The 23,989-nt window shown below is 60.6% G+C and carries 21 protein-coding genes; 5 read left to right on the top strand and 16 right to left on the bottom strand.

Going from position 1 to position 23,989, the window contains the following annotated elements; all coding sequences use genetic code 11:
• Positions 1 to 53 precede the first annotated feature (53 nt).
• The 7 genes from AGR1_RS00615 to graD all read right to left on the bottom strand — a co-directional run bounded on the left by AGR1_RS00615 (position 54) and on the right by graD (position 6,695).
• On the bottom strand, positions 54 to 1,340 hold the full coding sequence (locus tag AGR1_RS00615) for an aromatic acid/H+ symport family MFS transporter (protein ID WP_187772006.1): 1,287 nt from the start codon (positions 1,338 to 1,340) through the stop codon (positions 54 to 56).
• A 221-nt stretch (positions 1,341 to 1,561) separates the two neighbouring features.
• Positions 1,562 to 1,900 carry a YciI family protein gene (locus AGR1_RS00610; protein WP_149145901.1) on the bottom strand — a complete coding sequence of 113 codons (339 nt, stop codon included), beginning with the start codon at positions 1,898 to 1,900 and terminating at the stop codon, positions 1,562 to 1,564.
• Complete coding sequence (gene graB, locus AGR1_RS00605; protein WP_149145900.1) at positions 1,897 to 2,784, bottom strand: hydroxyquinol 1,2-dioxygenase; 888 nt, start codon at positions 2,782 to 2,784, stop codon at positions 1,897 to 1,899. The genes AGR1_RS00610 and graB overlap by 4 nt, the downstream gene beginning before the upstream one ends.
• Positions 2,785 to 2,799: 15 nt before the next feature.
• Positions 2,800 to 3,855 (bottom strand): maleylacetate reductase, encoded by a 1,056-nt coding sequence (graC, locus tag AGR1_RS00600; RefSeq protein WP_149145899.1) that lies wholly within the window; start codon positions 3,853 to 3,855, stop codon positions 2,800 to 2,802.
• Between the two features lie 3 nt (positions 3,856 to 3,858).
• The gene (gene tsdA, locus AGR1_RS00595) at positions 3,859 to 4,842 is read right to left on the bottom strand and encodes a gamma-resorcylate decarboxylase (RefSeq protein ID WP_149145898.1); all 984 of its coding nucleotides are present in this window, start codon (positions 4,840 to 4,842) and stop codon (positions 3,859 to 3,861) included.
• Positions 4,843 to 4,888: 46 nt separating this feature from the next.
• Positions 4,889 to 6,118 carry an FADH(2)-dependent resorcinol hydroxylase oxygenase component gene (gene graA, locus AGR1_RS00590; protein ID WP_149145897.1) on the bottom strand — a complete coding sequence of 410 codons (1,230 nt, stop codon included), beginning with the start codon at positions 6,116 to 6,118 and terminating at the stop codon, positions 4,889 to 4,891.
• 37 nt (positions 6,119 to 6,155) lie between these two features.
• A complete protein-coding gene (gene graD, locus AGR1_RS00585) occupies positions 6,156 to 6,695 on the bottom strand; it encodes an FADH(2)-dependent resorcinol hydroxylase reductase component (RefSeq protein ID WP_149145896.1) in 540 nt (179 codons plus the stop codon).
• Positions 6,696 to 6,900: 205 nt separating this feature from the next.
• Here graD and AGR1_RS00580 point away from each other — a divergent pair, with 205 nt between their 5' ends.
• Positions 6,901 to 7,332: a MarR family transcriptional regulator gene (locus tag AGR1_RS00580; protein WP_004433168.1), complete on the top strand. Its 432-nt coding sequence runs from the start codon at positions 6,901 to 6,903 to the stop codon at positions 7,330 to 7,332.
• A 130-nt stretch (positions 7,333 to 7,462) separates the two neighbouring features.
• Positions 7,463 to 7,852, top strand: a complete 390-nt coding sequence (locus tag AGR1_RS00575) for a hypothetical protein (RefSeq protein ID WP_149145895.1) — start codon at positions 7,463 to 7,465, stop codon at positions 7,850 to 7,852.
• A 124-nt stretch (positions 7,853 to 7,976) separates the two neighbouring features.
• Here AGR1_RS00575 and AGR1_RS00570 read toward each other — a convergent pair whose 3' ends face one another.
• From AGR1_RS00570 to AGR1_RS00555, 4 genes are all read right to left on the bottom strand, one after another.
• A complete protein-coding gene (locus AGR1_RS00570) occupies positions 7,977 to 8,606 on the bottom strand; it encodes an outer membrane protein (protein WP_149145894.1) in 630 nt (209 codons plus the stop codon).
• Between the two features lie 252 nt (positions 8,607 to 8,858).
• Positions 8,859 to 10,253: a HAMP domain-containing sensor histidine kinase gene (locus AGR1_RS00565; RefSeq protein WP_187772005.1), complete on the bottom strand. Its 1,395-nt coding sequence runs from the start codon at positions 10,251 to 10,253 to the stop codon at positions 8,859 to 8,861.
• A gap of 35 nt (positions 10,254 to 10,288) precedes the next feature.
• Positions 10,289 to 10,963 (bottom strand): response regulator transcription factor, encoded by a 675-nt coding sequence (locus AGR1_RS00560; protein ID WP_149145892.1) that lies wholly within the window; start codon positions 10,961 to 10,963, stop codon positions 10,289 to 10,291.
• Between the two features lie 172 nt (positions 10,964 to 11,135).
• A complete protein-coding gene (locus AGR1_RS00555) occupies positions 11,136 to 11,768 on the bottom strand; it encodes a TetR/AcrR family transcriptional regulator (protein WP_187772004.1) in 633 nt (210 codons plus the stop codon).
• Positions 11,769 to 11,908: 140 nt separating this feature from the next.
• Between AGR1_RS00555 and AGR1_RS00550 the strand changes: the two genes are divergently transcribed.
• A complete protein-coding gene (locus AGR1_RS00550; protein WP_149145891.1) occupies positions 11,909 to 13,945 on the top strand; it encodes an NADH:flavin oxidoreductase in 2,037 nt (678 codons plus the stop codon).
• A gap of 76 nt (positions 13,946 to 14,021) precedes the next feature.
• Here the strand turns inward: AGR1_RS00550 and AGR1_RS00545 are convergent, their stop codons facing one another.
• From AGR1_RS00545 to AGR1_RS00530, 4 genes are all read right to left on the bottom strand, one after another.
• The gene (locus tag AGR1_RS00545) at positions 14,022 to 15,083 is read right to left on the bottom strand and encodes an ABC transporter ATP-binding protein (protein WP_149145890.1); all 1,062 of its coding nucleotides are present in this window, start codon (positions 15,081 to 15,083) and stop codon (positions 14,022 to 14,024) included.
• Positions 15,080 to 17,311: an iron ABC transporter permease gene (locus AGR1_RS00540; RefSeq protein WP_149145889.1), complete on the bottom strand. Its 2,232-nt coding sequence runs from the start codon at positions 17,309 to 17,311 to the stop codon at positions 15,080 to 15,082. The genes AGR1_RS00545 and AGR1_RS00540 overlap by 4 nt, the downstream gene beginning before the upstream one ends.
• 98 nt (positions 17,312 to 17,409) lie before the next feature.
• Positions 17,410 to 18,435, bottom strand: coding sequence for an ABC transporter substrate-binding protein (locus AGR1_RS00535; protein ID WP_149145888.1), 1,026 nt, complete (start codon positions 18,433 to 18,435; stop codon positions 17,410 to 17,412).
• A gap of 110 nt (positions 18,436 to 18,545) precedes the next feature.
• Complete coding sequence (locus AGR1_RS00530; RefSeq protein WP_149147245.1) at positions 18,546 to 19,544, bottom strand: ABC transporter substrate-binding protein; 999 nt, start codon at positions 19,542 to 19,544, stop codon at positions 18,546 to 18,548.
• Between the two features lie 239 nt (positions 19,545 to 19,783).
• On the opposite strand from AGR1_RS00530, the gene AGR1_RS00525 reads away from it, so the two are divergent.
• Positions 19,784 to 20,518 carry a response regulator transcription factor gene (locus tag AGR1_RS00525; RefSeq protein WP_080789800.1) on the top strand — a complete coding sequence of 245 codons (735 nt, stop codon included), beginning with the start codon at positions 19,784 to 19,786 and terminating at the stop codon, positions 20,516 to 20,518.
• Positions 20,515 to 22,623, top strand: a complete 2,109-nt coding sequence (locus AGR1_RS00520; protein ID WP_149145887.1) for an ATP-binding protein — start codon at positions 20,515 to 20,517, stop codon at positions 22,621 to 22,623. The genes AGR1_RS00525 and AGR1_RS00520 overlap by 4 nt, the downstream gene beginning before the upstream one ends.
• On the opposite strand, the gene AGR1_RS00515 is transcribed toward AGR1_RS00520, so the two are convergent.
• Complete coding sequence (locus AGR1_RS00515; RefSeq protein WP_149145886.1) at positions 22,620 to 23,954, bottom strand: aspartate aminotransferase family protein; 1,335 nt, start codon at positions 23,952 to 23,954, stop codon at positions 22,620 to 22,622. The two genes, AGR1_RS00520 and AGR1_RS00515, sit on opposite strands and share 4 nt — an antisense overlap.
• Positions 23,955 to 23,989 lie beyond the last annotated feature (35 nt).

Below are 23,989 nucleotides of genomic sequence, written 5' to 3'. Positions count from 1 at the left end.
CGGAAATGGTCCGGCCGCAGAGTTCAGTCCTCCGTGGCCGGCCGTTTCATTCATCAAGCCCGCGCATCACCGGAGGTGCGGTAAAGCAGGGTCAATACCGTCAGCATCAGCCCCACAAGTGCGACGGAGCCGAAAATATAGAAGTTCCACTCCGGCGCCAGACCCCGCTGCAGCACAAGGCCGCCGATCATCGGGCCGGCAATGCCGCCAAGCCGCCCGACCGCCAGCGAAAAGCCGAGACCCGTACCGCGAATATGGACGGGATAAAGCCGCCCGACCAGAACATTGGCGAGGATCTGCGTTCCGATGGTGCCCGCACCCGCAAGGGCGACGAAGGCATAAAGAAGCGGACCCTTGTTCACCGTCAGGGCAAAGATCGAGGCGGCGCCGATGGCAAACAGGATCGCCACGACCACCTTGACGTTCCCCTTATCCGCAAATCGCCCGCCGATGAGGATACCGACCGCGGCCCCGACATTGAGCATGACGGAAAAGCTGAGCGCGGAACTGATGTCATAACCCATCCTGTTCATGATGGTGGGCAGCCAGTTGACCATGCCGAAGGTGAGAAGCAGCGAGCAGAAGTGGATGCCCCAGGCATTCAGCGTCGAGAGCATCCGGCCTTCCGAAAACAATGCGCCGACGCCGCCCTTTTGAATTTTCGCATGCGGCACGATGCGTTGCAGGCCATAGCTGTCGCAAATGCCATCAGCCTCCGCCTGCCGGCCCTTGCTTGCCAGCCATTCCGGCGATTCCGGCAGAAACCGCATGAAAATCGGCAGAAGAATAAGCGGCAGGCCGCCGATCAACATCAGGGGCCGCCAGCCGTAGGTCTCCAGAAGAAGGATGCCCATGACGCCGGAAATGATGCCGCCAATAAGATAACCGAGGAAAGACAGGGAGTTGGCTTGCGCCCTGCGATGCGGCGGCGAAAACTCCAGCACCAGCGCGGTGACCGTCGGCAACAGCGCGCCAAGCCCGAGACCGGCGAAGAAGCGCGTGATTTCGAAGGCGAGAAAATTCGGCGTCATGGCCGAGGCGATCATCATCGCCGAAAAGCCGGCGAGGCTGAGAAGAACCACCTTGCGGCGGCCGATGCGGTCGGCCATGGTGCCGGCAAAAAGCGCGCCGAGCAACATGCCCACCAGCGTCAACGCGGCAGCCCGCCCGACCATCGCCGGATTGAGCGCCCACGCGCTTTCTTTCAACAGCGCCGGTGCGACGGCGCCATAAACGACAAGATCGTAACCATCAAACATGATCATCAGGCCGCATGTCGCGATAACGCCGGCCGGGTTCTTCGTCCGCACTGACGCGGCGCTCAGATAATTCGTGGACATCTTCCTCCCTTTCACGCATGAACGCGCCACCCGGAATGGATAAGCGTATTGCCGTTCCTGCGATATCCTCCGTGAGTGCCCGGCTTGCTCCACCCTGATATGTATCTCGCTCCCGTCAAGCCACATATCGCCAGTATCACCCGCCTTCGATTAAATGTTGCATTTGCAAAAATTGCAAATGAAATATTATCCGCTGCCAAGCGCACCGCGCCGACGAAATTTTAGCCGGCCTCCAGCCCGGAAATCGTCGACAGCGTCGGCGTCCAGTTCAAAATACGAATCCGGTTATAGACACCGTGAATGACGAAGGGGTCGGCCTCGCTGAAAGCGATGAAGTCTTCGATCGAGAGAGCTTCGGCAATGACAAGCGCGGCCGATGAGACGCCGGAAACGGCGCTCATTGGGCCGGAAGCGAGAATTCTAAAACCGTCAGCCATCGCGTCGCCATTGCGCAGGTGGGCCTTGTGGGCGTCCAGATGGGCTGCACGTTGCGAAGCCATAGCGGGATCGCTTTCGGCGAAACGCACGTAAAGCCGTGTTGGGTTTCTCGGGCCGCTCATCGGGCAAGTACGAAATCATGGTTCACCGACCAGAACCAATCGTTGGTAAAACCCAGTTCTTTCGCCTTCCGCGCATCGTCAACCCGCTGGAAATCGGCAAGCAGGCTTTCTTTTACGCCGAAGACCGCATCCGAACGGATATAGGGGTCATCGGGATCGAAGATATGCGTGACGAGCGTGGTAAAGCCTTCCGCCGAGACGATATAATGCAAGTGCGCCGGCCGGTAGGGATGCCGCCCCATGGCGCGCAACAACTGCCCGACCGGACCGTCATCCGGGATCGGATAATATTTCGGCTTGGCGGCCCGGAACCAGTAGCGCCCGTCCTCGCCGGTGATGAAGACGCCGCGCAGGTTGAAATCGGGCTGGATGCCCTTCTGCTGCACATCGTAAAAACCTTCGTCATTGGCTTGCCAGACATCGATGCGCGCGTCGGCGACCGGCGAGCCCTCGATATCGAGGATGCGGCCGGTGACCACCATATCCTCGCCCTTGCCATCGAGGCAGATGTTTGCACCCATCGGCATTTCCGGCGCATCGGCCACATGGAAGGGGCCGAGAACGGTCGATTCCGACGCACCGCTCGGCTTGCGATGGTTGATGGCGTCAACCAGCATGGAGACGCCGAGAATATCGGAGAAAAGGATCCATTCCTGCCGCCATTCATTGCAGATCTGGCCGACCTCGGTGAGGAAATGAATGGCCTTCATCCACTCCTCCTCGGTCGGTTCGATTTCCTTCACCGCCTCATGCAGCTTGCGTGTTACGACCGCCATGATTTCCTTCAGGCGCGGATCGTCACAATCGCGCATCCGCGCGATCACGGTTTCAGCCGAGCGCTCCTCGATGAAGTAGCCGTCATCATTGCTCATCTTCATATCCATCGTCTCCTCCTCCCGTTACTCCGGCCGCGCGCCCTCGAAGGCGCGTTGCAAAAGGTCGCGGATCGCAGTTTTTTCGATTGGCCGCGGGCACCAGTAGGGGTTGGCAGTGGCCAGCTCCGCCATGGGGTCGAGATTGTCCGACCGAACCCCCAGAGCCGTAAGGCTTGCCGGCGCGCCAAGCCGGGCGGCAAAATCATAAAGTCCAGCCCCTGCCCTTCCGCCGACAAGAGCGGCGAGCGGCGCGAGCAGATCCGGCACCGCCTGTTCCACATAGGCGATGGTATGCGGCAGAAGCACCGCATGGGTTTCCGCATGTGGCAGATCGAGACTGCCGCCCAGCGTGTGGCAAAGCTTGTGATGCAACGACATGCCGACGGCGCCAAGCACCGAGCCGCACAGCCACGCACCATAAAGCGCGGTCTCGCGTGCCTCGATATCCCGCGGCCCAGCCTTCACGCCGGGAAGCGCCTCAATCATCGCCCGCAACCCCTCGACCGCCATCAGGCTGGCGATGGGATTGCGGTCCTGCGCATAAAGCGCCTCCGCCGCATGCGCCATGGCGTTCAGCCCGCTCGTCATGCTGATGGCGACAGGCAGTCCGAGCGTCAGTTCAGCATCGTAAACCACCACCTCCGGCAGGATTTCCGGTCCGCGCATTGTGGTCTTCACGCCGTTTTCCGTCTGGCCGAGAATGGGCGTCACCTCGGAGCCGGCATAGGTGGTCGGAATGACGATCTGCGGCGCGTCCGTGCGCAGCGCAATCGCCTTGCCGAGACCCGTGGTGGAACCGCCACCCAAAGAGACCACGCAATCCGCCCCGGCATCGCGATACGCCTCGACCGCATTTTTCGTCACCTCGACCGGCGTATGCATGGTCGCACCGGAAAAGACACCGGCCGCAAACGGGCCGAGGCGGGCGGCAAGCGCCTCAGCGTCACCCTTCTGCTGCGGTGTGGAAAGCACCAGCGCCCGCGACAGGCCAAGGCGGCGGATTTCCTCCGCCACGGCCGCCGAGCTGCCCGCGCCGAAAACGATGCGGGCGGGCGCGGCCGTGTAGACGAACGGCTGCATGGATCAGTTCCCGTCGAGTTTGAACAGGCGGCGCGCATTGGTGCGGCCGATCTTCACGCGGTCGGCCTCGGCAATGGTCGTCGCGTTGAACCAGTCGGAGGCGTGGTCGATATTCTCGAAGGGCCAGTCCGTGGAAAATAGAATGCGGTCGGCGCCGATTTCCAGAATGGCGTCGATCAGCGTCTGGGTGCGGAAGTTGCCCGAGGTGGTGATGTGGAAATTCTCGTTGAAATAATCCACGAAACGGCGCTTGGCCGGATAACGCGGCGGCAGCTTCACCCAGGCATTACGATGGTCGATGCGCCACATCATGTAAGGCAGGCCCTCGCCCATATGGCCGAGAATGATGTTGAGACGCGGATATTCGTCAAACAGGCCTGAGGCCATGAGACGCAGCGCATGGACCGCCGTTTCCTGCGCGAAAGCCCAGGTGGGGCCGAGCAGCCAGGGATGGCCGTCATAGATGCGAGAGTCCTGCGGCAGCGGATTGCGCGGATGCAGGTAGAAAGGCACGTCGAGCTTTTCGACTTCACCCCAGAACGGGCGATATTGCGGCAGATCGTAATAAAGCGGCGTCTGCCCGTCACCCTCCTGGCTGAAACCGTTGACGAGCGCGCCGACGAAACCGAGATCGTTGACGCAACGCTGCAATTCCTCCGTTGCCGCATCCGGGTCCTGCAAAGGCAAAGCTGCGAAAGCGAGAAAGCGGTCCGGCCGCTTGGCGCATTCTTCGGCGAGCACATCATTGGCGCGTCGCGCGATCTCGATCGCCTTCTTGCGGTCTGGAATAGCCTGCACCGCAGGGGCATTGAGCGACAGTATCATGGTTTCGATGCCATGAGCATCCATCAGCTTCAGGCGCGTATCCTGAATGTCGAGCAGGCGATGCTGCAATTCCTTCCAGTAGTCCCCGGGTACGAACCCGGCCGAGTCCTGAAGTGTTTCCGGGATTGCGAAATGCTCCTCGAGAGCGACCTTGCCTTGCATGTTATTTCCTCCGAATTCACTGTATGATTTGCCGCCTGCGAAGCGATCAATATTGGCCCTTGGGTTCCAGCCCGAGCATGCCCTGACCGATCATGGTGCCGACGGCGTCCCAGTTCATGCTGATATGGCGGCCGACCGCATTGGCATCGCGCCACGCCCGCTGCACCGGGTTGGAAAGATCGAGCCCGACGCCGCCGGTGGAGTCGTTGAGCGCCTGCACGGCGCGCAGGGCGAGAGACACCGCAAAGGACTGGCCGCGGCGGCTGAGAAGGCGGTCGTCCACGGTAAACTCCGCCCGACCTCCGATCCTCGCCTGCGAAAGCGCCTGCGCCCGGGCGACATCGCGCAGCAATATTTCGCACGCCGCATCGACGCTCGCCGCTGCTTCCGCGACACGCAGCTGGATGGTTGGAAATTCGGCCATGCGATTATTGCCGCCCGCCACCGCACCGCGCGTCACCCGGCCGCCGACGTGATCGACATAGGCGGCAAGCGCGCCCCTGGCAGCACCGACGCCTGCCGCCGCGAGACAGGAGGGAATGCCGGTCAGAAGCGGCATGTTGAACAGGCCTTCCTCCGCATAATAATGCCCGCCGGGCGTCTTGCCACTGGTGGCGTCGGGGAAGGTCAGAACCCGGTGTTTGGGAATAAAGACATCATCGAGAACGAGCGTCTTGGAACCCGTGCCGGCCAGGCCCACCACGTGCCAGGTGTCCTCAATCACATATTGCCCGGCGGGAACGAGCAGGAAGGCCGGAACCGGCTTTCCCTCGCCCTGCGGCGGCAGGATGGCGGCGCAGAGGGACCATTGCGCGTTCTCACAGCCTGAAGCGAAGGCCCATTTGCCGCTCAGGCGGTAACCGCCATCGGCAAGCTCCGCCATCTTCACCGGCGCATAGGAACCGCACAGCAGTGCATCGGGGTTTTCACCCCAGACATCGGCCTGCGCCTCTTCCGGAAACATCGCCAACAGCCATTGATGGGCCGACAGCAGGCCGGCAACCCAGCCGGTCGACGCACAGGCGGCCGAAAGCTCGATATTAGCCTCGACCAGCTCGGCGAAATCTCCGCCCTTGCCGCCGAAGGCGCGGGGCTTGACGATATCGAAATAACCGATGCCGCGCAGCGCCTCGATGTGGCTGGCCGGAACGCGCCGGGCTTCTTCCGTCTGCCTGGCGCTCGCCCGGAAAAGATCGGCTATGCCGGTAACGCGGCCTGCGAGGCGGGCACGCGGGTTCGTTTGCGCCGGCAGCGGCGCATGGCTCATATCGTTCATGATTGTCTCCTTGCGGGAATGCTCTGATCGCGGAAAATCAGGCGGGTTCGTGCGAGGGGCTTGCCGCGCAATATTGGGCATTTTCGTAAAGCAGCGGCCGTGTCGCCTCGCTGACATCGGCCGAAACAACCTGCCCGATGAAGACGGTATGGGTTCCATAAGGCATGGCCGCGACCCGGCGGCAGGCGATCGCGGCATGGGCCGTGGGCAGATAGAGAACGCCATTGTCGTGGCGCTGCCATTGACCGTCGCGGAAGCGCTCTTCCGGCGACACCTTGCCGCTAAAGGCATCCGATAAGGCAATCTGATCCTGCGTCAGCACATTGACGATGAAATCGGGCCGGCACAGCAGCAGTTCATGCAGCAGGGTGCGATTGTTCAGGCAGACCAGCAGGGATGGCGGCTCCATCGAGACCGAAGTGACGGCCGTGACCGTCATGCCGTGATCGCGCTGCTCACCCGAAGCACAGGCCGTGATAACAGTCACAGTTGCCGGAAAACGACGCATCGTTGAACGGAAATTCTGACCGACGCCTTCGGGTGCAAGACTGCTCAGGCCAAACAATGCTGATGTCATGAGATCCTCCCAAATCCTGCATTTCTATTTACTTGCATTTGCAACGTTTGTCAATGCAAATGTTTTTCGTCATTTTTTGTAAAAGGAAGAACGCCGCATTCCCCGTCTTATGGGGCGAAGCTATTGAAACGGATGGATTGTGCCGGTACAGCCGATAGGCGCGCATCAGCATCTGCGCAGATGGCTCTCAAACGGGGATTTGCTCGTGTCCTATCAATTCACCGACTCGGTACCCTACCTGCTCAACTGGGTGGGCGTTCGGCTTGGCGAGCGCTTTTCCGTGAGACTGGCCTCCTATGACATCACCCTGCCGATGTACCGGGTGCTGGCGACGCTGCGGCAGCAGGAGAGCAAGACGCTGACCGAGCTTTCGGACATGGTGTCGGTGGAGATTTCCACGCTGTCTAGGCTTGTGGGGCTGATGGTCCGGCGTAACCTCGTCAGCCGCGAACGACCGCTCGACAATGCACGCATCGTGCGCATCACCCTCACCCCGAAGGGTGAGGAACTGGCCGACGAACTTATGCCCATCGCCGCCATGTTCGAAAAAACAGCCATTGAAGGCCTCGACCCGGCCGAAGTGAAACTCTTCAAAAGCATCCTGCGCCATATCGGTCGCAACATCGCCGGCCTCTGACGCAGATAGCCGGCGAACTAGCTGAGACCAATCGGCAGTCACGGCCCGCCCAGCGATCTTGCCGTGCAATGTACTTGCAACAAGCTGTTCCTATCCCTGCGGTATGTCCCCGCAGCTGAAAGGAATTCCCATGTCCAGCAGAGCCTCACTCGCAGTGCCGACAGCAATCATCCTTATCGCCGGCGCGTCCATGCTGCTCACGGCCTGCGCCTCAACCGTCATGAAAAACTATATTGGCGCGCCCATTACCAGCGTGATGCTGGACTATGGGCCGCCGGACAATATTTATAACCTGGGTCCCGGCCAGCAGGCCTTTCAATGGCGGAAGAAAAAGACACAGGTTGTTTCCGGGTCATCGAGTGGCGAGGTGCGGACAACGCGGCGCGGTGAGCGATATGAAGTGTCGGAAACGCCAGGTTATGTCGAACGCATCGATTGCTATTATACGTTCTACACGCGCAGCTCCGGCAACGAGTGGTACGTAACAGGTTTCCGGCAGCCGTCGCTTGAATGCGAATGATCATTTCCGGATTTCATCCGGCGCCGCATGTTTTGCGGTCCATGTTATTGTACCGCCACCTTCACCTTGAAAGCGGCGGTTTTCTTTTGAAAATTCTCCCTGAGCCTGTCATGGGGCGGGCCGATCAGAAACGATAGTTCAGGCCGGCCTTGATGACATGATCGCTGATATCGGTCTTCGACCTGCCGCTTGAAGTCGTCGTGGCCACATTTCCCGTGCTCACATAATTATATTCGAACTTTGCCGACAGGCCGCCGCCGAAGCTCTGTTCAACGCCTGCCCCGACCAGATAACCCTGTTTCCAGCCATCGGGACCCGTCACGCCATTGCCGTCCTTGAACTTCGTCGTGGTCAGGCCGGCAGTGCCGTAAATGAGCGTCTGGTCGAGCGCCACGCCGGCCTTCATCTTGGCCGCGCCACGGAAACGCTCCCGCAACCGGCCGTTCGGCACACGCGCCTCGTTCCCGAGATAGGACCCTTCGAGTTCCGCACCGACCACGCCCGAACCGAACTGGAAGTTATAACCGGCCTGAACACCGCCCGTCAGGCCGCGGCCGCTGGCCAGTGGGTTGAATTTCGGGGAGGAGACGCCACCATGCACACCCACATAGGCCCCGCCCCAGGAGAAGGCTGGCGGACTGCCATAATCGAAGGATTGCTGCGTATTGTAGTTGGTGAGATCAGCGGAGTAGGCATTGCCTGCAACGGCGACGGCGATGGTCACGGCGACAAGCGATTTCTTGATGATCGACATGAATGACTCCAGACGAAACCGATGCGCCATCTTGTGGCGCAGCCAAGTTTCAGTTCGCGTTGAAGAACCGGAAACCGGCTCCCGTTAGTCTGCTGCGCCGGCCGACATGACATGCGGATGCGTTCAGCAGATAAGGGGATTTTCCCCACGAGAATTGCGTCTGCATTACATGGGCGAATTTTATTAGAAATTATTTATTTATTTAAATGGGTTGGACCTGTTTTCTTAACCGAATCGTAAGAAATTTCATTATCAGAGCGCGGTCGCAGCGCCTTTCAAAACTATCGATCGAATTTCAAGCCGGACACAAAAGCCGGGGTTGAGATCGAGGAACAGAACACGACCGCAATGAAGCTCCGCCGCCTTCTGGATCAGATTTAACCCAAGGCCTGCTCCGGGCGAGTTCGTGTTGATACGGTAAAACGGCTCGAATACCTGCCCGTGCTCCGGAACAGGTATGCCCGGTCCTTCATCGCAGACCTCGATGGCTCCGGCCGGATCGATCCGGATCGTAATTGCGCCTTTGCCCCCGGCATGGTCTATCGCGTTGCGCACAAGATTGACGACCGCCATCTCGATAATCGAAGTCTGCACCGTGAAAACGACTTCGCCCACGCCTGGCTCGAAATCGAATTCGTAACCGGCATCCATCGCAATCGGGGCGAGATCGGTCGCGATGCGCTCGACAAGCCTATTGAGATCGCGCGGCTCAGCCGGCAGTTTCACCGCACCCACCGCCTGCATTTCCAGCAGCTGGTGCGCAACGCGGGTCAAGCGGTCGATATCGGCCCTGATCTGACGGCTCAGTGCATCATCGGGCAAGAGGTCGGCTCTGGTGCGTACGATTGCGATCGGCGTCCGCAGTTCATGCGCCGCATCGGCAAGAAAGCGGTTGCGGCGATTATACCCGTCATCGAGCCTCGACAGCGCGACGTTGAAGGCATCTACCAGCGGGATGATTTCAAGGGGAACTTTCGAACGATCGATACGCTCGGACCGGTTCTCGAAATTGATGGACTGCGCCTGCTTCACGGTTTCCATCAGCCCGCTCAAAGAGCGGCCGACCGCCCGCGGGGTCACGAGCAGTGTCGCGATGCCCGTCAGGATCAGCATGGGCACGACGGCGATGAGGATGATGAAACCCAGCGCTGGCAGCACCGTCAGCCAACGGATGGCTCCCTCGGCATCCTTTTCCAGATCCAGCTGAACATTGATCCAGATACTCAGCCCGTCATTGGGAATTCCTTCCTCCGTTCCGGCAATGAACTGAAGCCGCCCGGCGGCTGTATCGCGATTTTCCACGGTGGCGCGAAGCGTGCCGTCCGCCTCCAGACGCGCACGGTCAAAACTCCAGGGAAATACGGCCGACAGGGCAGGCCCCGGGACAACGCCGTATTGCAAGATGATGTCATTGGCGTCCCGCACCACAAACCAGAGATTCGGATAGCGCCGTTTCAGCTCCGCCAGCTCCGGCGTCGCCGAAAGTTGCGGCCTGCCCTGTCCATCTTTTCTCACACTCTCCGCGACGATGCGGGCAGCCTCTTCATTCGCACCTTCGAGCCGCGGATCGATGATCCATATCCAGCCGATGAGAAGGATGACAAAAAGGACAAGCAGAAACGCCTGCAATGCGAAAAGGCGCTTCATCAGCCCCCATCGCAGGGATCGATTGCGCTCCTGTGTCATGTCTTCAACCGGACGAGATAACCGATATTCCGCACGGCCCTTATCTCCACCGAGGCTTCCGCCTGCGCCAGCTTCTTCCTGATCCGGGAAATGTGCGCGTCGAGAGCGTTGGACTCGATCTCGTCATCGAGCGTATAGACCGCCTCAATCAGGTTCGACCGCGTGACGATGCGGTTCGGACGCCGCATCAGCGCCTCCAGCACCAGATATTCCCGACGCCGCAACTCGATGATGGAGCCGGCAATGCTGACCTCATTGCTGCGCGGATCGATGCTCAGATTTCCGAAATGCGTATATCTGTCGGAAAGAGAAGGGCCGCGTCTATGCAGAGCCCTGAGGCGAGCGAGCAGCTCCTCGATTGCAAAGGGCTTGGCAAGATAATCATCCGCTCCGGCATCGAGCCCGTCGACACGGTGATCGACACTTCCAAGCGCCGTCAGAACAAGGATAGGCACGGAATGCCTGCTCCGGCGAAGCGAAGCCACCAGATTCAGCCCCTCGCCATCGGGAAGGCGGCGATCCAGAACCAGAACATCGTAAGACCCGTCCCGCGCAAGGGCTTCAGCATCGCTGATGGTGCGGACATGATCGGCAAGCACATCGCGCCGACGCAGGGCTTCAAGAAGCGCGCGCGCCATTTCGGGTTCATCCTCAAGAAGCAAGATACGCAATGACGTTCCCCAGATGAATCCTTGCCACCCTCACCACTGTTCGCTGAATGTTGCAGCTACATTGCACGAGGGCGCACGGACAGTTCATCTTCTACCACCTTGCCTGCCAAAATCCGACGACATTGCGTGTGTTTTCGCAAAAGGGAGGTCTTATGGACGTGTCGCCTAAGGTTTATGAACCCGGTCTGTACCCGTGTCTCGCATAAAACCGGTCAAGCTCGCGCTGCTGCGGCATCTCACCGGTATAGATGGCGATATAGTCCGGAATCCTCTGCATCCGCACTGCCACATCTTCCTCGGACTGCATGGAAATGTAGCCGATCTGCACCAGATAGGTGGTCCGGGCACGCACATCCGCCGTGTTTTCATTGTGACCGAACCGCACGAACATGCGTGAAAGCGCCGCCATTCTCATCTCGTCAGCCTTGCGAACTTCCGCAAGAATCTCATCGGACTGAAGGGCCCAGCTTCGAACGGCGAACTCAAATCTGCTGTCGAAAAGCGAGGAATCCAGCCAGCAATCGAAAACATTCAGCATGGCTTCGGCCAGCGTCTCGGCGTAGGCTTCGGATTGCCTGACGATGTTTCCGGTGTTCTTTTCCCGCCAGCGGGCGACGAGCGCGGCCAGCAACTCCTCCCGGTCCTTGAAGAACCAGTAGAAACTCGTGCGCGACAGATTGAGCTTTTTCGCCAACGGCAGGATTTTGACGGAATCCACGCCCGATTCCAGCAAAGCCTGATAGGCGGCCTCAAGCCACCCCTCCTGCGATCCACGCCAGCCGGTGTCGTTCAATGTCGTTTCCATGACGCGTTCGTAGCAAATCGGCCTCTTCGCGACAAGCGGATGTACACCTATGTCGAGAAAAAAGACAATGGCGTTTTGTAAATTGACACAAGTGTACATTCTCGCTTAGCCTTGGGACAGAAACCCTTTTGGAGCAGGCTATGTCGAGCGATCCCCTTCTTCAGCCCTACCAGCTAAAACACCTCACGCTGCGCAACCGCATCATCGTCACCTCGCACGAGCCCGCCTATCCCGAAGACGGCATGCCCAAGGGGCGTTACCGCGCCTATACGGTCGAGCGGGCGAAGGGTGGCGTTGCGCTGACAATGACGGCCGGCTCCGCTGCCGTCTCGAGGGACAGCCCGCCCGTCTTTAACAATCTGCTCGCCTACAAGGATGAGATCGTCCCGTGGATTAGGGAAATGACCGACGCCGTGCATGAACAGGGTGCTGCGATCATGATCCAGCTCACGCATCTCGGCCGCCGCACCCGCTGGGACAAGGGGGACTGGCTGCCGATCCTTGCGCCGTCCCATCATCGCGAAGCGGCGCATCGGGCTTTTCCGAAGAAGATCGAGGACTGGGATATCGAGCGTATCATCAAGGACTTCGCCGACGCCGCCGAACGCATGAAGGCGGGCGGAATGGACGGTGTTGAACTGGAAGCCTATGGCCATCTGATCGACCAGTTCGTCTCGCCGCTGACCAACGAACTGGATGGCCCCTATGGCGGTCCGCTCGAGAACCGCATGCGCTTCTGTCTCGATGTTTTCAGGGCGATGCGCGAACGCGTGGGCGAGGATTTCATCCTCGGTGTCCGTTATACCGCCGACGAATGTCTTGAGGGCGGCACCGGAAAGGCAGAGGGTATCGAAATCGCCAGACGCCTGAAGGATAGCGGCCTGATCGATTATCTCAATGTCATCAGGGGCCATATCGACACCGACCCGGGCCTGACCGACGTCATCCCAATCCAAGGTATGGCCAACGCGCCGCATCTCGATTTCGCCGGTGAAATCCGCGCCGCGACCAGTTTCCCGACATTCCACGCCGCCAAGATCCCCGATGTCGCCACCGCCCGCCACGCCATCGCCGCCGGCAAGGTGGACATGGTGGGCATGACCCGCGCCCACATGACCGATCCGCATATCGTGCGCAAGATCATGGAAAAACGCGAGGACGATATTCGCCCCTGCGTGGGCGCCAATTATTGTCTCGACCGCATCTATCAGGGCGGTCTCGCCTTCTGCATTCACAATGCGGCAACGGGCCGTGAGGAAACCATGCCGCACGAGATACCCAAAGCGGCGGAGCGCCGGAAGGTGGTGATCGTCGGCGCCGGTCCGGCCGGGCTCGAGGCCGCGCGCGTTTGTGCCGAACGCGGCCATGAGGTCGTTGTGTTCGAGGCCGCCAACAATCCCGGCGGCCAGATCCGGCTAACCGCGCAAAGCGAACGCCGCCGGGAAATGATCAGCATCATCGACTGGCGCATGAGCCAGTGTCAAAGGCTGGGCGTCACCTTCCACTTCAACAACTGGGCCGAAGCGGACACGGTTCTTTCGGAAAACCCTGACGTCGTTATCATCGCCACCGGCGGTCTGCCGCACACCGATGTGCTTTCCAGCGGCGCCGATCTCGTCGTCTCGGCATGGGATATCATTTCCGGGGACGTCAAACCGGGAACGAATGTGCTGGTTTTTGACGATGCCGGCGACCATGCAGGTCTGCAGGCCGCCGAATTTCTGGCAAAGGCAGGCGCAAGGGTTGAGATCATGACACCCGACCGCGCCTTCGCCCCGGAAGTTATGGCCATGAACCTCGTTCCCTATATGCGCTCGCTGCAAAAACACGATGTCACCTTCACCGTTACCTACCGGCTGGAAGCGGCGGAAAGAAATGGCAACCAGCTTATCGCCCATGTCGGCAGCGACTATGGCGGCGTGGCGAAATCGAGAACCGTCGACCAGATCGTCGTCAACCACGGCACAATCCCGCTGGATGACCTTTATTTCGAACTCAAGCCCGGTTCGAAGAACCTTGGCGAAATCTCCTATGACGCCCTGCTTGCGGGAACGGCCCAGACGGTTGAGCGCAACCCGGAAGGCGCCTACCGGCTCTTCCGGATCGGCGATGCGGTCGCCGCGCGCAATACCCATGCGGCGATCTACGACGCGCTGCGTCTGGCAAAGGATATTTGAGACCGGCGCTTCCCGACAGACAGAGGCAGAATAAATCTGCCTCTGTCGCGACAGGAATGCGGGATCGGCGGCGGCTTCAAGCCTGAATCAAGGCAATACCCCGGCTCTTGAAACCCAGCGTCACGTCGCTCGCCGCCGGCAGGCTGGTCTCCACGGCATGATCGACAATGAAAAGCGTACCGATATCGGTTTCCACCTCATATTCGACGTGACCGCCGAGATAAGCGCTGTGCAGCACCCGTCCGGCAAGCCCCTGTCCGCCCGGTTGCCCAATGGAAATCGAGCCGGGACGAACCGCAAGCTCGGCGGGACCCGGCCGGGCATTGCGAGCTGCGACCCGATGATCGATCCCCCCGACGCGGATCAGCGCATCGGCACCCTCAACGCTAATGACCTCGCAGCCGACAACATTCGCCTCACCCATGAAATCGGCGATGAAGGCGGAGGCCGGGGCTTCGTAAAGATCGCGTGGCGCACCCGACTGGGCGATTTCGCCCTCCTTCATCACGATGATCCGGTCGGAAACAGCCAGCGCCTCATCCTGATCATGCGTCACATAGACGGCAGTAAAGCCAAGCCGCTGCTGCAATTCGCGGATTTCGGTGCGGACCCGGCGGCGAAGGCGGGCATCGAGGTTGGAAAGCGGCTCGTCCAGCAGCAGCACCTGCGGCTCCAGCACCAGAGCGCGGGCGACCGCAACGCGCTGCTGCTGGCCGCCGGAAAGTTCAGCAGGCAGACGATGGCCCATGCCGGCGAGGCCGACGAGTTTTAGGCCCTCTTCCGCCTTTTCCCGCGCTTCCGCCTTGCGCAGCCCGGAAGATTGCAGGCCGTAGGCAACATTGTCGAGCGCCGTCATATGCGGGAAAAGCGCATAGGACTGGAACACCATCGAGACATCGCGCTCATTGGCGGGCAGCATGGTCACATCCTTGTCGCCGATGAGGATGCGGCCCGAGGTGGGGTGTTCAAGACCCGCCAGCATGCGCAGCGTTGTTGTCTTGCCGCAGCCGGAGGGACCGAGCAGCGTCACCAGCGTGCCGGGCTCGATGGTCAGCGACAGATCAGGGATGGCGGCGAAGGCGCCGAAGGTCTTGCGGACATTTTGAAAGGTAACGGAGCCGGGTTTGACGGAAATCATGCGGTTTTCTCCTGAGCGAGAGGAACGGAGGAAGCGGACGGCAGGCCGGCGACGCGGTTTTCACGCCGCAGTCGACGCTCGCCGACAATGAGCTGGAAGCCTGTGATGACGGTGATCATCACCACGATCAGCATGGAGGAATAGGCGATCGCCACCCCATATTCGCCGTTCTCGACAAGGCCGACGATATAGGAGGTCGCCATGTTGTATTCGGCGCTGACGAGGAAGATGACGGCGCTGATGGAGGTGATGGCGCGCACGAAGGAATAGACCAACGCCGCCGTGATTGCGGGCCTTAAGAGCGGCAGGATGACCTTGCGGATAGTGCGGAAACTATTGGCCCGCAGTGTCAGCGAGGCCTCGTCGAGGCTCTTGTCGAGCTGGCTCATCGCCGCGATGCCGCCCCGCACGCCCACCGGCATGTTGCGGAACACGAAGCAGGCGATGAGGATGAGTGCCGATCCTGTCATTTCCACCGGCGGCAGGTTGAAGGCCATGATGTAGCTGACGCCGATGACCGTGCCGGGAATGGCAAAGCTCATCATCAGCGCGAATTCGAAGAGGTTCCGCCCGGCAAATTTCTGCCGCACGATGATATAGGCGGTCAGCAGGCCGACGGCGGCGGTCAGCGGTGCGGAAACCAATGCGATCTTCATGGTCGTCCAGAACGAATTCCAGGCCACGCCGGTCCAGGCAATCGAGCCATTGGAGAAGCTGACGGAAAAGGCGCGGATGTAGTGGTCGAGCGTCAGCGAATTGTCGAGACCCCAGGTCTTCACGAAACCACCGACAAGGATCATGCCATAAATGACGATGGTGAAGATCATCCACGGCACGACGATGGCGTGAACACCGATGGACAGGCCGCGCGGAAGCGCGATATGCGCGCCGCTGTCGCCCTTACCCGTCACCGTCGCAAAATTCTTGCCCGCCAGCCAGAAGCGCTGGGCAAGGAAGGCCGAAAGCGTGAAGCACAGCAGGATGATCGCCAGAACCGCAGCGCGGGACGGATCGTTCTGCGAGCCGACGACGGCGAAGAAGATTTCCGTCGACAGCACGCCATGGGTGCCGCCAAGCACCAGCGGATTGCCGAAATCCGCCATGCTCTCGATGAAGCCGATGAGAAAAGCATTGGCGAGACCGGGCTTCATCAGCGGCAGCGACACGCGCCAGAAGGTGCGCCAGCGGTCGGCGCGCAGCGTCTGCGACGCTTCTTCCATTGACGGGCTGACGCCTTCGACCACACCGATCAGCACCAGAAACGAGATGGGCGTGAAGGACAGAACCTGTGCGATCCAGATGCCAGTCATGCCATAAAGCCAGCGGCCCGGTTCAATGCCGAAGAGGTAAGAAAGCCATTCGGTGACGACACCGGCGCGGCCGAAAAGCAGCGTCAAAGCAAGACCGATGACGAAAGGCGGCGTGATGATCGGCAGAACCGTCAGAAGGCGCAGGCCCTTCTTGAAAGGAAAGCGCGTGCGGGTGGCGATCAGAGCAAAGCCGAGACCGAGCACGGTCGAACCGAAGGCCGTCATCAGGGCAAGAAACAGCGTGCGCCAGGCAACGCCGCAACGCTCTTCCCCCGTAACGCAGCCAAGGCTCCAGATGCCGGGATCCTGAATATTGCGAATAAAACCATCGGCATTAAAGGAGCCGTCGAAATCCTGAACGGACGCGACCAACATGCTGCCGATCGGATAGAAGACAAAAACCGCGACGAGGAAGACCAGAACAGAAATGGCGGCGACGACAAAGGCGTCGCCTTTCATGACACCGCGTTCGGCAAGACCGAAGGCGAAAAGCAGCACGAAGACGAACGAGATGACGACGGCACCGGCACCCATGGAGGGTTGGCCGTCGGCAAGCATGCCGAAGAGGTTTTCGCTCGCCGTCCAGGTCCAGCCGCTAAAGCCGATCGCCAGCCCCTGCAAGGCGAGGAAAAAGAGACCGGCGGCGCCGATGAAGGCAAGCAGCCCGCCGCGCCGCATCGGATCACGGATGAACCGGACAAGACACGCGGCGAGGAAAAAGACAACGACGCCGACGAGCCATGGTTTTCCATAGGACAATATTTGCAGCACACCGGGCGCATCGCTGGCGGAAGAGAGAAATCCGGACAGCCAGCGGAAGCTGAAAAAGCCGCCTTCGATGCGATACCAGGGGAGAAGAATGAGGGCAAAAGCCCCGAGCGCCAGGACGATGTCCAGCCTGCGATTGCCACGTGTCATGGCCGACCTCGCTTGTTTCATGCCGATGAAAGAGTGGCGGACACCCCGGCTTAAAAAGCCGGGATGCCTGTCGCCTGAGTTCAGATCAGTGGTTCAGATCAGTTTGCGATCGCACCGACTTCGCGGTCCCAACGCTCCAGCAGCGACTTGCGCTTGGCCGGATCGCCATAGGTCGTGAAGTCATAGTCGATGAGCTTGATATCCTCGAACTTCGGCGCTTCCTTCGGCACTTCCGCCGTCTTGTTGGAGGGAAGCTGGAAGGACTTGGCGTCCTTCATGCGCGACTGGACTTCAGGCTTCAGCGCCCAGTCGTACCAGATTTTCGCATTGTCGAGATTGCGGGCGCCCTTGATGATCGACATGGAGCCGATCTCGTAGCCCGTGCCTTCGCACGGCGCGATGGACTTGATCGGAAAGCCTTCCGCCGTCTGCGCCACCGCATCATGCATGAAGACGATGCCGAGCGCGGTTTCGCCGCGCGCCGCCGCCTTGACCGGTGCAGAACCCGACTTGGTATATTGCGAGATATTGGCGTTGAGCTTCTTCAGATAATCAATCGCCTGATCCTCGCCCATGATCTGCACCAGCGAGGCAAGAGCTGTATAGGCGGTGCCGGACGAATTCGGATTGGCGATCTGGATTTCGCCCTTCAGCTCCGGCGCCAGCAGGTCGGCCCAGCATTTCGGCTCCTTGTAACCCTTGGACGTGAAGATTTCGGTATTGTAGCCCCAGCCAAGTGCACCGGCATAAACGCCGACAGTCTTGTAACCGGTGCTTTCCGCCTGCTTCACGGCCCAGTCCTGCAACTGGTCCAGCATCGGCGACTTGTATTCGAGCGTCAGGTTTTCGGATGCCGCCTGCATATGCGGATCGCCGGTACCAGCCCACCAGATGTCTGTCTTCGGGTTGCGGGCTTCCGCGCGAACCTTGGCGTAGGTCTCGCCCGAAGACAGGCGCACCATATTGACCTTGATGTCGTGCGACTTTTCGAAATCGCCCTTCATCTGCTCGCAGATGACGACATCGGCCGAGCAGATCAGGTTGAGTTCGCCCGCGGCCTGCGCGGAAACGGAGCTGAGTGCCGTGCCGGCAAAAAGCAGGGTGGAAAAGATCGTCAGTCGCATGGTTATCCTCCTGTAGCTTGCGTCTGAATTCTTGGCCGCGCACAGACATGGCGCTGCCGGTCGCGGCACCTTGCAGCGCGCGCTGTCTCTTCGGGATGTTGGTTTTGGCCCTACTGGGTCTGTGTGGGGTGGATTTCGCTGTCGAAGCGGCTCAATAACCGACTTCGCTCTTCCGGCTGTCCGAAGGTGGCGAAGTCGTAATCCACCATCTTGATCATCGATATGTCAGGCGCCGTGAGCGGCAATGTCGCCCGGGCATTGGAAGGCACCTGGTTCTGGCCGGCCTGGGCCCCGGTCGCCTGCCCTTCCGGGCTCAGCGCAAATTCCACGAAATCCTGTGCAAGGGCCGCATTGCGATTGCCCTTGACGATGCTGACAGCCCCGATTTCATAACCGGTGCCCTCGCACGGCGCGACGATGACCAGCGGAAAACCTTCGATCTTCTGGGTCACGGCATCGTGCATGAAGGAAATCCCGATCATGATCTCGCCCCGCGCCGCCGCCTTGACGGGCGCAGCGCCCACCTTGGTATAGCTCACGACATTCTGGTTGAGTTTCGCCATGAAACCGAAAGCCTCCTCCTCGCCAAACAGCTGAACGAGGGTGGCCAGCATGGTGAAGGCCGTGCCGGAATAGTTCGGATTGCCGGTCAGGATATGGCCGCGATAGACATCCTTCGCCAGGTCCTTCCAGCAGGTCGGCGCTGGCAGATTGTTCTTCGCAAGCAGTTCCGAATTATAGGCAAACCCCAGCGCGCCGGCATAAATCCCCGCAGACCGCGATCCCGACATTACCGAGAAATTCTGCGCCCAGGGCAACAAATCCTGCTGGTGGACGGGCCGGTATTCATCCAGCAACCCTTCCGAGCCGGCCTGCAAATGGGTGTCGCCGGTACCGCCCCACCAGACATCGACAGCGGGATGGGATCGTTCGGCTCGAATCTGGTCGAGGATTTCACCGGTGCTCTTTCGCACCATCGAAATCTCGAGACCGGCCCTGGCTTCGAAAGCCTGCTTCATGGTCAAACACCAGGCCTCGTCGACGCCGCACAGGACGTTCAACTTCGGCTCGGCCATGCCATGCCCTGCGCCGCACAGCCATAGGACCATGCTCACCGCAAGTGCGGTCAATGCTTTCAATTAAGCCTCCCTGCCCGGAACCTCCCCGTTCCAGTCTCCACCAACAGCATGTCACATCCTGTCCGCACCGCAATCGAAGAATGGTTACCAATCTTTCACCGCACCGCCGGACAAGATTACAGATATTACATTTATGACAGGGGAGATAACCAGCGAGCCTTTGAAGATCGCCGCTGCCATGCCTATGATGGTGATGGGAGGAAAGTGCAGTGCTTAATCAGAAGGTTCGCATTCTGATCGTCGAGGACGATCCGGATATGGCCGAGCTCATCTCGGACCTCATCGAGGCGGAGGGCTGGCTGCCCACCTGCGCGCGCTCCGCCGAGGAGGCGGACGAGATATTGGCGCGCGAAAGGATGCAGCTTGTGCTCGTCGATCACAATCTGCCGGGCACGTCCGGACGCACCTTCGCCCAGCGGCTGCGCAGCCAGATCGACATCGGTATCGTCATGGTCACCGCCGCCGGCAGCGCCGCTGACCGGGTTCTCGGTCTGGAAACAGCCGCCGACGATTATGTTGTCAAACCCTTCGAACCGATCGAACTCACGGCCCGGATCAAGGCCGTCCTGCGGCGAACGATCCCTTCGCTGAAACAGGACAAGGACAGCGATCAAGGGCGCGGGGCGCTGTGCCTTGGCGACTGGGCGATCGATCTCGACGCCCGCCGGGCGGTCTGCCTGAGCGATCACAGCCGAACGCTGACGACTGCGGAATTCGCGCTGCTGGAAATACTGGCGGAAACACCCAACCAGCCCGTCAGCCGCTCCCAGATCCTCGACAGGCTGGGTTCGGAGAGCGACCGTTATATCGACCGAAATGTCGACGTGCTGGTGCTGCGGCTCAGGCGCAAGATCGAGATAAACCCCGACCTGCCGCGCCACATCAAGACGCGGCGCGGCAGGGGTTATGTCCTGCATACCGACGAGGGCGAGCTTTCCCCGTGATCAGCCGCTCCTTTCTGTCCTCCATCGCCTTCCGCCTGCCCTTTGCGATCGTCTTTACCTGCCTCCTCGTCTTCAGCCTTTCCGCCATCGCCATTTATGGTCTGCAGCGCGCCCGCGATGAAATGGCGGCTTATGGGTTGCAGGCCTTTTCCAGTCTCGCCAAGGCGTCGCTGGTCTCGCGGCAGGTCTCCGATCTTGTCTCGAGCGCACCGTTCCTGATGAACGCCGCCTCGCCCTACCGCGTTTCCAGCGAAAGCCGCTCGGTGGTCCAGCAGGTCGATATCTTGCTCGAAATGACAGGATCGGGCGGCGGCGAACGGATTACCCGCGGCTTTGCCAGCGAACGCATCGTTGAACTCCTCCAGATTATCCGGGAACAGACGCTCGATCTTGCGAGGGATGCCGATGCGGCACAGGGCCATAAAGCGGAAGCGGCAGCAGCGCTCGGCGAAATCGCCACCGGTCAGGGCATCCTCGATCCGGAACTGCGCCGGCGAATGAACGGCATCGTGCAGGCCGCATCCGCATCCGACAGCCTCTTCCAGCTTGGTGAACTGCGCCGCCGTTACGTGGCGGAAACAACGGCGCGCCAACAGGGCTATCCCGGCGAACGCCTGCCCGTGTCCGAGCTTCAGCCCTATGAGCGGGTCTTCGAAGCCCAGAGCCGTTACCTTCTGGAAATGTTCGCCATCCGCGCCTCGGTCTCCCGCCTTCACACCGTCTCGCGGGATCTTTCCCACGCAACCGAGACCCAGGGCGATGCGGTTGCGCGCAGCCTGAACGAAGACCTGATTTCGACCTCCGATGCTCTCAACCGGCTGCTGATCATTGTCGCCGTCGCCTCGCTTCTGGTTCTCATCGTGGCGATCTTCTCGATCCGCTCAGTGATGCGTGTCTCGCGCGGGATCGTGACGCTCTCCAACGGCATGAATGCCCTTGCGAAGGGAAATAAGGATGTCGGCCCGCCCTCCTATACCGGTCCCGAGACGGAGTTGATCCGGCTGCTCGATGCGTTTCGCGCCTTCCATGACAGCGTCGACCGCGTCTCGCGCCTCAGGCGCACGGCGGAGGCGGCAGCCCGCACCATCCGCTCGACATTCCGCACCATGAATGAGGGAATAGCACTCTTCGATCGGACCGGCCGGCCCATCACCATGAACCGCCGCATCATCGAACTCGTCGGACGCTCCGGCTCATCGCGAAAACTGTCGCTTCGCCGGTTTGTCGAACCGATCCCGGAAATCGACCCGGCCCTGCTTCCCTCCGACACGGGGTCGGGGGAATTGCTGGACCGCGCAGTCGTGCGCCATCGCACGGGCAATCAGCAGCAGGTGATCGAAGTCTCGATGTCACGCCAGCCGGATGGCGGCATCGTATTGCTCGCCCGCGATGTGACCGCTCTCGATCGTCAGGAAGCGGAAGCGGTCAAAGCCCAGCGCCTTGATGGCATCATGCGCATGACCCATCAGGTCAGCCATGAGGTGGGCAACATGATCGGCATCATCACCGGCAGTCTTGGACTTCTGGAGCGGGAAGCCGGTTTCAACGACCGCCAGAAGCGGCACATCGCCCGCATCCGCAAGGCGGCGGATCGCGGCCGCTCTCTGGCCAGCAGCATGCTTACCATCGGCAGCCAGCAGCCGATTCATCCAAGCGTCATCAATGTCGCCAGCCTGCTGCGCGGCATGGCCGACATTCTGGAAATCGCCGTCGGCCCCAAATGCCGGATCGCGCTCGATATCGATGACGATCTTCCCTCTATACCGCTGGACCCGGCCCTTTTCGAACAATCCATCCTCAATCTCTGCCTGAATGCCGCAGCCGCCATGCCCGATGGCGGCCTGATTTCAATCGAGGCCGCTTCGGGCAAAGATACGCTGGTGATCGCCGTCACCGACGAGGGCATCGGCATGACGCCGGAGGCCGTGGACAAGGCCTTCGAGCCCTATTTCACCACGCGGGGCGACCATGGCGGCGCAGGTCTCGGCCTCGCCATGGTCTACGGTTTCGTGCGCCAGAGCGGCGGCGAAGCGCATATCACTTCCAGACCCGGCGAAGGCGCAAGGGTTGAACTGACCTTCCCGGCAAATGCCGGCCACACCTAACGGGCAAGCTGTGCGGATTCGATCGAATCCGCCAGTATCTCCAGCCCAAGGTCGATTTCCGGCTCCGATACCGTCAACGCCGGCGCAATGCGGAAGACGCCGCCCATGCCGGGCAGCTTGACGATGTTCATGCTGAGGCCGCGCAACATCGCCTCCTGCATGATGCGCGCACCGAGTTCGAAACCCGGGGCTTTCGTATGCCGGTCGGCGACGACTTCAAGTCCGAGCAAAAGCCCGCGCCCGCGCACGTCACCAACGCATTCGAAGCGCTGCTGTAGCGAGAGCAACCCCTCCTTCAAACGGTTTCCGCGGGCAATCGCCTGTTCCACCAGCCCATCGCGTGCCACCACATCGAGAACCGTAACGCCGACAGCCGCCGGCAGGGGATCGGAAACATGGGTCGTATAGAACAGGAAACCCCTCTCGAAGGCCTTCTGTTCGACCTCCGCGCTCGTCATCACCGCCGCAAGCGGCAGGCCGGCGCCGAGTGTCTTCGACAGCGTCATGATATCGGGGGTCACACCATCGCGCTGGAAGGCGAACATATGCCCGGTTCGGCCAACACCGGTCTGGGCTTCATCGAGGATGAGCAGCATGCCGCGCTTCTCGCACTTTTTCTTTAGCGCAGCGAGATAGCCGACCGGCAGTTCGAGGATACCGCCGCTCGAGAGGATCGGTTCGGCAATGAAGGCGGCAAGATTGCCGGTCGACTGGCGGTCGATCAGTTCGAAGGCATCGTCGAGTTCCGCCTGCCAGTCATTCGATCCATCGGGATTCTTGAAGCGCGGACGATAGGCGTTCGGCGCGGGAATAACGAGTGAGCCGGCCGTGGCAGGGCCATAGCCCCTGCGGCCGGCGCTATAGGTAGCGGAGGCCGCAGCGCCCGTCATGCCGTGCCAACTCTGCGCGAAAGCGACGATTTCGTGCCCGCCGGTGACGAGCTTCGCCATGCGGATCGCCGCCTCGTTGGATTCAGCCCCGGTGGTCAGCAATTGCACGCGATCAAGACCCGGCGCGAGCGCCGCCAGCCGCGCCGCCAAGTCAACGACCGGGCGAGACAACATGCCCGAGAATAGATGCGCGACTGACGCCATCTGCCGGTTGACGGTGGCGACGATATCCGGATGGGTATGCCCGAGCAACGCGCTCATCTGGCCGGAGGTGAAATCGAGAATGGCGCGCCCATCCGCATCATAGACGAAACTTCCCTCAGCCCGTTCGACGATGATCTCCTCGAAGGCCGGTCCGTAGCGGGTCAGATGTTTATTGGCGGCCTCCCAGAAAGCCGGTTCGTCATTGAGCGAGGCGAAGGTCTTCGCAAGCTTGTCCATGGCACATTCCCCAAAAGTTTATCTTGCGGAAACAT

It is taken from the genome of Agrobacterium sp. B1(2019), from assembly GCF_008274755.1.
Classification (GTDB): Bacteria; Pseudomonadota; Alphaproteobacteria; order Rhizobiales; family Rhizobiaceae; genus Agrobacterium; species Agrobacterium salinitolerans.
This window is presented reverse-complemented; position numbering and strand designations above follow the sequence as displayed.

Coding starts and splice junctions, on each gene's coding strand:
- AGR1_RS00575 (WP_149145895.1), top strand. CDS start 7,463: ATGTCCAGCAGAGCCTCACTCGCAGTGCCGACAGCAATCATCCTTATC.
- tsdA (WP_149145898.1), bottom strand. CDS start 4,842: ATGCAAGGCAAGGTCGCTCTCGAGGAGCATTTCGCAATCCCGGAAACA.
- AGR1_RS00615 (WP_187772006.1), bottom strand. CDS start 1,340: ATGTCCACGAATTATCTGAGCGCCGCGTCAGTGCGGACGAAGAACCCG.
- AGR1_RS00540 (WP_149145889.1), bottom strand. CDS start 17,311: ATGACACGTGGCAATCGCAGGCTGGACATCGTCCTGGCGCTCGGGGCT.
- AGR1_RS00610 (WP_149145901.1), bottom strand. CDS start 1,900: ATGAGCGGCCCGAGAAACCCAACACGGCTTTACGTGCGTTTCGCCGAA.
- graB (WP_149145900.1), bottom strand. CDS start 2,784: ATGGATATGAAGATGAGCAATGATGACGGCTACTTCATCGAGGAGCGC.
- AGR1_RS00545 (WP_149145890.1), bottom strand. CDS start 15,083: ATGATTTCCGTCAAACCCGGCTCCGTTACCTTTCAAAATGTCCGCAAG.
- AGR1_RS00555 (WP_187772004.1), bottom strand. CDS start 11,768: ATGGAAACGACATTGAACGACACCGGCTGGCGTGGATCGCAGGAGGGG.
- graC (WP_149145899.1), bottom strand. CDS start 3,855: ATGCAGCCGTTCGTCTACACGGCCGCGCCCGCCCGCATCGTTTTCGGC.
- AGR1_RS00515 (WP_149145886.1), bottom strand. CDS start 23,954: ATGGACAAGCTTGCGAAGACCTTCGCCTCGCTCAATGACGAACCGGCT.
- AGR1_RS00570 (WP_149145894.1), bottom strand. CDS start 8,606: ATGTCGATCATCAAGAAATCGCTTGTCGCCGTGACCATCGCCGTCGCC.
- AGR1_RS00530 (WP_149147245.1), bottom strand. CDS start 19,544: ATGGTCCTATGGCTGTGCGGCGCAGGGCATGGCATGGCCGAGCCGAAG.
- graD (WP_149145896.1), bottom strand. CDS start 6,695: ATGACATCAGCATTGTTTGGCCTGAGCAGTCTTGCACCCGAAGGCGTC.
- AGR1_RS00550 (WP_149145891.1), top strand. CDS start 11,909: ATGTCGAGCGATCCCCTTCTTCAGCCCTACCAGCTAAAACACCTCACG.
- AGR1_RS00565 (WP_187772005.1), bottom strand. CDS start 10,253: ATGAAGCGCCTTTTCGCATTGCAGGCGTTTCTGCTTGTCCTTTTTGTC.
- graA (WP_149145897.1), bottom strand. CDS start 6,118: ATGAACGATATGAGCCATGCGCCGCTGCCGGCGCAAACGAACCCGCGT.
- AGR1_RS00535 (WP_149145888.1), bottom strand. CDS start 18,435: ATGCGACTGACGATCTTTTCCACCCTGCTTTTTGCCGGCACGGCACTC.